Genomic DNA, 5,387 nt, shown 5'->3' with positions numbered 1-5,387 from the left:
AACTGCTAAACTAAAAAATACAAGAAATATTTTGAGGTCAACTGAGTTTTTTCTAATATGTTGCGAAACCGCAACAATTTTCTCAATGGATTCATCACTATCCGCTAGGGCTGTCGCCCTGGCGGCCGAACAGGCGCGACCAGAAGCCGGGGCGGGAGCTGGGCTGCGAGACAGCGCGCTGATCGGTGAGGGCGAGCCGTTGGGCTTGCTCCCGCCAAGCGTTCCGTTCTTCACGCAGTTCGGCAACCTGCTCCCGCAACAGCCTGTTTTCAGCCTGTAAACCGGGGGTGTCACTGCCTGTTATGTTAGGCTGTAAAGGTTGCTGCACCCCATTTACAGGGGGCCAGACACGAAATAGCTCGACAGGTTCAATGCGCCATTCGCCGTTATCGGATTTTTCGGCGGAAACCCGGCCTGTCTTGATCGCCTTCATGAGCGTTTGGCGGGTGACACCGACCTTTTCGGATGCTTCTCTTAGGGTGATACCCATGATGTCACTCGCTGTTAAGTCGGCCTGTATAGTATCTATATATCGGTTGCATCGTCAGGGGGAGAGGCATCGGGCGCGCGGAGCCTGTTTCCTAGGCCGATGACGAGCTGGGATAGTTCCTCTTGCATCGCCGGATCGAGGTTCTGCTGTTCGGTGGCGGGCAGATCAGGCTCAATTCCATCTAGGAACGGTTGCGAAGGAGGGGGAAGTCCGTCGCCGTGCGGTAGCTGACGCTCACCTATCGGGGGAAGGCGGCGTAGTGGTTCTTGCTTGCCCAAAGTATCGCGGTCCGGCTGTTCGCTGTCGGAGACGACGACAGTTGCAGAAAATAGGCTGTATCTTAGCCCTTCACGTGGTCCAGACCAAACAACTCTATCGTTCAACACATATGCGTTGACAGTGCCGTTTTCACCAATCCGCCTGACTTCAATCCAATTTCCAGAAACAAGTGCAGTTATTGCTGTCTTAATAGTTGTAATTGATCTAACCCCTAGCAATTCTGCTAATGTCTTGTGACTTACTACAACAGCATTATTATCTCCGACCCGAGCGGCAAGCAGATGTAGTAAGGCCCCAGCCTTGGGGTTTGATGCGCTTAAGCGCGCCCAAGCCTCATGCGATGCACGGTCAGTCTGGACCCATCGGCTAGGCTGAGGCTTGGTGGCGGGCAAGGTGCGCGTATCTGTCACAGGGGTGTGACTCCAGTGTCGAGAAATCGGACATAGATTGGCTAGGGGCAGTCAATCTATGTCCGATTATCGCCAGAAAATTATCAAAAATCAACGTCAATTATCGACAATAAATTGGTGAAAATCGACAGACCCTAGCCAATCAGCTACTGGCTACCCCTAGCCAATCAGCTACTGGCTACCCCCCCCCGCCAACACATTGAAATTACGCAATAAAAAATCTCGCCCTTCTATATGATCTAAAGGGGGTGCAAGCGCGGACCTAAGCGCTGGCGAAGCAGCCCCTTTAGATAGGAACAAAAAGTGAACAATGAGCGCCGCTAATCGCGGCGCGCGTTATGGGTTGGAGACGCCCAGCTCATACGGTCGCATATTCCCGCAAAGGGCAGTTCCTACGGCAAAGTTCCTACGGGCTATCAGGGGGTGTAGGAGGCGATTTCCGGCCCGTAGGACGCAGGGAGGCGCTTGGGGGTGGCTTTTGTGCCATCCAAAGGCTCGGCGGCGCCCCTGCGGGACGCCAGAGGCAAATCGGAGTGAAGGAACTTGCGGGGGAGCAGTCAAAGAGGTATCATGTAACTTAGCATGATACCTATGGAGATTCACATGGCCGCGATCAAGCAAAGGGCTGACAAGGTAGATCGGCACCGCCAGCGGATGCGTGCGGCGGGGTTTCGGCCCGTCCAATTCTGGGTTCCCGACACGCGCGGGGCTGACTTCGCGGAGCGTGTGCGCCAGCAATGCTTGAAGTTGAAGGGCGACCCGGCGGAGCTGGACGCGCTGCGGTTTGTCGAGGAAGCGGCGGCGCAGGTCGAGGGCTGGCAGTGAAGCGAGGCGATATTGTCGCGGTTTCGTTGCAAGGTGACTACGGCAAGCCTCGCCCGGCCCTCATTGTGCAGTCGAATCTTTTGGCCGAGCTGGAAAGCCTCGTGATCTGCCCGATCACCAGCGCCGTGCGCGACGCTGCCTTTCGCATCACCGTCGAGCCGGACAACGCCAATGGGTTGCGTGTGCTCTCGCAGGTGATGGTGGACAAGCTCTCGACCCTGCCCCGCTCGAAAATCAGCAAGCCTTTCGGGCGGCTTGACGATGAGCGGATGAAGGCCGTGGACCGCGCCTTGCTCCTTGTCGTCGGGCTGATTTGAAGGGCGTCGGTCATTCCCTTGCCTGCAACGGCACCCAGTCGCCTTTGCACTTGCCTGTTTTGGCGTCCCATCGTGCGGTGCAGCCGTATAGCCGCTGTTCAATCTTGGGTTCCTTCGCCCACTGGTAGGCGAGGGCCGCGGCGAAGATCAGGCCCAGCCCGATCAGGGCGGCCGAGAGCCATTCCTTCAGCCGGTCCCACCATATCCCGGCACTGACCCGCTGGAGCTGCCCCGCCACGCGCTGGAGATCATCGACCGCCGTTCCCATCCGTTGCCCCCATTCGAGGCGCTGGCGGGCGTCCTGCTCGATCCGCTGGACCAGCGCGGCCGACTGCTGCGCGATCCCATCGGCCCCGGCCTGCCGCATCGCATCGAGCAGGACGCGATAATCCGCGCCGGGATCGGCAGGGGGCGGGGCGTCGAACTCAGCGGGGTCTAACGGGTCAGGCATCGGCGGGGCCGCCCTTGAAGGTCCAGCCATCGAACGCCTTGCGATCCTGATCGCGGCTGATCCGGCCCATCAGGTCATTGAGGCGGGATTCCCATGCGGGGTCTTTCATCGCGGCATCGAGGAGCAGGCCGCCGAGGATGATCTTGCGGCGGGCGTCCTGTTTGCGGTTCAGGGTGGCGGCGCGCGCTTCCAATGCCTGCAACCGGGCCTTGGCCTGTTCGACCTTGCGGCGGGCGTTTTCGATAGCCTCTGGCGTCGGAGCGGCCATGCACAATCCTTTCGCTGAGTGATATTGATAGCACCGGACCCGACTGAACGAAAGAGAGGAAGGGCGCACTTATGCAAACTTGCGTTTGCGTGCGGGAGGGGATACCCCTCCACCCCAGCGGGCTATCGCCCGCGCCATGCTCCCGCATGGCAAGGTAGGGCGCGGCGATGGCGAGTTTCCATCTTGCGGTGAAGGCGATAGGCCGTTCCGCCGGTCGCAGCGCGACGGCGGCGGCAGCCTATCGTGCGGGCGTCGAAATCACGGACGAGCGCACCGGCCTCGTCCACGATTACACCCGCAAGCAGGGCGTCGAGCATAGCGAGCTGATGTTGCCGACCGACGCGCCGGAGTGGGCGGCCGACCGCGAGCGGCTATGGAACGCGGCCGAGCTGGCGGAGACGCGCAAGAACGCGACCGTGGCGCGGGAATATGAAATCGCGCTGCCCGTCGAGCTGTCGGCCGACGAGCGCCGGGAGCTGGCCTTGGGCCTCGCGCGGGAAATCAGCGAGCGGCATGGGGTGGCGGTGGACGTGTCGATCCATGCACCTGGTCGCGAGGGCGACCAGCGCAATCACCATGCCCACCTGTTGACGACGACGCGCCGCCTTGGCCCTGAGGGGCTGGGGGAAAAGACGCGCGAGCTGGACCAGAAGCAGAGCGGCGAGGTCGAGCGGTGGCGGGAACGATGGGCCGAGATGCAGAATCGGGCGCTGGAACTGGCGAACGTCCCCGACCGGGTGGACCATCGCAGTCACCAGCGGCAGGGGATCGAGCAGGAACCCACCGTGCATATGGGGCCGAGTGCGACGGCGATGGAGCGGCGGGCCGAGCAGGTGGCCGCGCGGGAAGGGCGGGCCTATGAGCCGGTGACGGCGGTAGGTCAGCACAACGCCGGCGTCGTCGAGCGGGCCGGCCTGCGCCAGTATATCGAGCGCGGGACGGAATGGCTGCGAGACATGGGGCAGCGGATCGCGGGCAGGCTGCACGATGTTGCGGCCAGCTTGAGCGGTGCGGTCGAGCGCGATCGGCGCGAGGCGGCCGAGGTGCAACTCGCCCGCGAAGCGCAGGAGCGTCTAGCCGCCGATCGCGCCCGTCAGGAAGCGCAGGAGCGCCAGCAGGTGCGGGAACGCGAGCGGGTGGCCGAGAAGTTCAATACCATCGCCGGGAAGCGCGAGGCGGGCGCGCATGGCTATGGCGACCATAACAGCGACTGGAAGGCGACCCCGGAAGCGCTCCGCAAGGCGGTGGACGCCTATAACGGGGCCAACCAGCACACCAAGGATCTTTATATCGAGCAGATCCAGCGTGAACCGAAAATGGCGCGCGCCGTGGGTCAGCTCATCGGTGAGCGGGAGCTGATCCTGCAACGCGACCGGGGCATGAGCTTGTGACGGCGATATACGATCCGATCATATATGATTCGGTCGCATATGATCGGATCGTATAGCCAAGAAAAAACCCTCCCGCAGAGCAGGAGGGTTTCTCACTTATCGCGATTTGAGAGGGTCGCGGATCAGAGCGTAAAGCGCAGACCGACCTGAAACAGCGAAGCCTTGGTTTTACCGAGGCGATATTCCACGTCCTCGTCCCCGAAGTTCAGCTTGCCGCTGCCGGTCTGACGATAGGTGTAATCGGCGGTCAGATCGATGCCCTTCGTCACCTTCACGGCTGCACCGGCGCGGAGCTGCCATGCGAAGCGAACCGAGCCGTCATCCTCGCCCAGCGCCTTGAGGTGTGAGCCGACCGCGCCGAGGCCCACGCCGACATAGGGCTTGAACGTGTTGCCGCCGAGCGGAATATCGTAGGTGACATTCGCCATCACGGCGAGCTGGCGCAGCTTAGCGACGGAGCCGTTGGTCGCGCTGATCGTGGTGCCGTTAATGTCAACGCCGTCCAAATCATCGACGCTGATAATGTCGAGTTCGCCAAGACCTTCGACAACATCGGAGAGGTCCTCGGCCGTGATCGCGGTGCCGTTCAGGCTCTTGAGCGTGATGCCCTTCACCTTGTTGCGCTGATAGGCCAGTTCGAGGCCGACGCGGACGCCGCCGAAATCATAGCCCAGCTCACCGCCAAAGGTTGCAGCGGACTTGGTGTTGAGCTTCGTGTCGAGGCGATTGTTCGGCTCGGACCATGTGTCGATGATGGCGAAATCGGGATTGTTGAGGTCAGCAACGCCGGTGCGAAGTTGGAAATACATACCCTTGTCGGCTTCATCCTGCGCGAAAGCAGGCGTAGCAAGAGCGGCAGACGCAAGAACGGCGCAAGTAATAATCTTCTTCATTAATAAACCCCCTAAGTAAACACGAAACATGACTAATTTTCGCGACCCTAGCGGGGGGGGGGG

Annotated in this window: 7 protein-coding genes; 3 read left to right on the top strand and 4 right to left on the bottom strand. The window is 60.9% G+C overall.

The genetic code is table 11. The features are described 5' to 3' along the window. Window positions 1–97: 97 nt before the first annotated feature. The gene (locus L288_RS42395) at window positions 98–490 is read right to left on the bottom strand and encodes a hypothetical protein (RefSeq protein ID WP_013044867.1); all 393 of its coding nucleotides are present in this window, start codon (window positions 488–490) and stop codon (window positions 98–100) included. A gap of 1,292 nt (window positions 491–1,782) precedes the next feature. Here L288_RS42395 and L288_RS33045 point away from each other — a divergent pair. Continuing rightward, on the top strand, window positions 1,783–2,004 hold the full coding sequence (locus tag L288_RS33045) for an antitoxin MazE family protein (protein WP_013044873.1): 222 nt from the start codon (window positions 1,783–1,785) through the stop codon (window positions 2,002–2,004). After that, window positions 2,001–2,321, top strand: a complete 321-nt coding sequence (locus L288_RS33040; RefSeq protein WP_013044872.1) for a type II toxin-antitoxin system PemK/MazF family toxin — start codon at window positions 2,001–2,003, stop codon at window positions 2,319–2,321. Before L288_RS33045 ends, L288_RS33040 begins: the two co-directional genes overlap by 4 nt. A 10-nt stretch (window positions 2,322–2,331) precedes the next feature. Here the strand turns inward: L288_RS33040 and L288_RS33035 are convergent, their stop codons facing one another. Together L288_RS33035 and L288_RS33030 are read right to left on the bottom strand one after the other, a co-directional pair. Beyond that, entirely contained in the window at window positions 2,332–2,772 is a 441-nt protein-coding gene (locus tag L288_RS33035; protein WP_013044871.1) for a hypothetical protein, read from the bottom strand. Beyond that, window positions 2,765–3,040, bottom strand: a complete 276-nt coding sequence (locus L288_RS33030; RefSeq protein ID WP_013044870.1) for a hypothetical protein — start codon at window positions 3,038–3,040, stop codon at window positions 2,765–2,767. Before L288_RS33030 ends, L288_RS33035 begins: the two co-directional genes overlap by 8 nt. Window positions 3,041–3,207: 167 nt before the next feature. On the opposite strand from L288_RS33030, the gene mobQ reads away from it, so the two are divergent. Beyond that, a complete protein-coding gene (mobQ, locus tag L288_RS33025; protein WP_013044869.1) occupies window positions 3,208–4,431 on the top strand; it encodes a MobQ family relaxase in 1,224 nt (407 codons plus the stop codon). Between the two features lie 122 nt (window positions 4,432–4,553). Here the strand turns inward: mobQ and L288_RS33020 are convergent. Next, window positions 4,554–5,387, bottom strand: an 834-nt coding sequence (locus L288_RS33020; protein WP_152523466.1) for an outer membrane beta-barrel protein, incomplete at its 5' end; no start/stop codon positions are given.

Source organism: Sphingobium quisquiliarum P25 (genome assembly GCF_000445065.1).
GTDB classification, from domain to species: Bacteria; Pseudomonadota; Alphaproteobacteria; order Sphingomonadales; family Sphingomonadaceae; genus Sphingobium; species Sphingobium quisquiliarum.
This window is presented reverse-complemented; position numbering and strand designations above follow the sequence as displayed.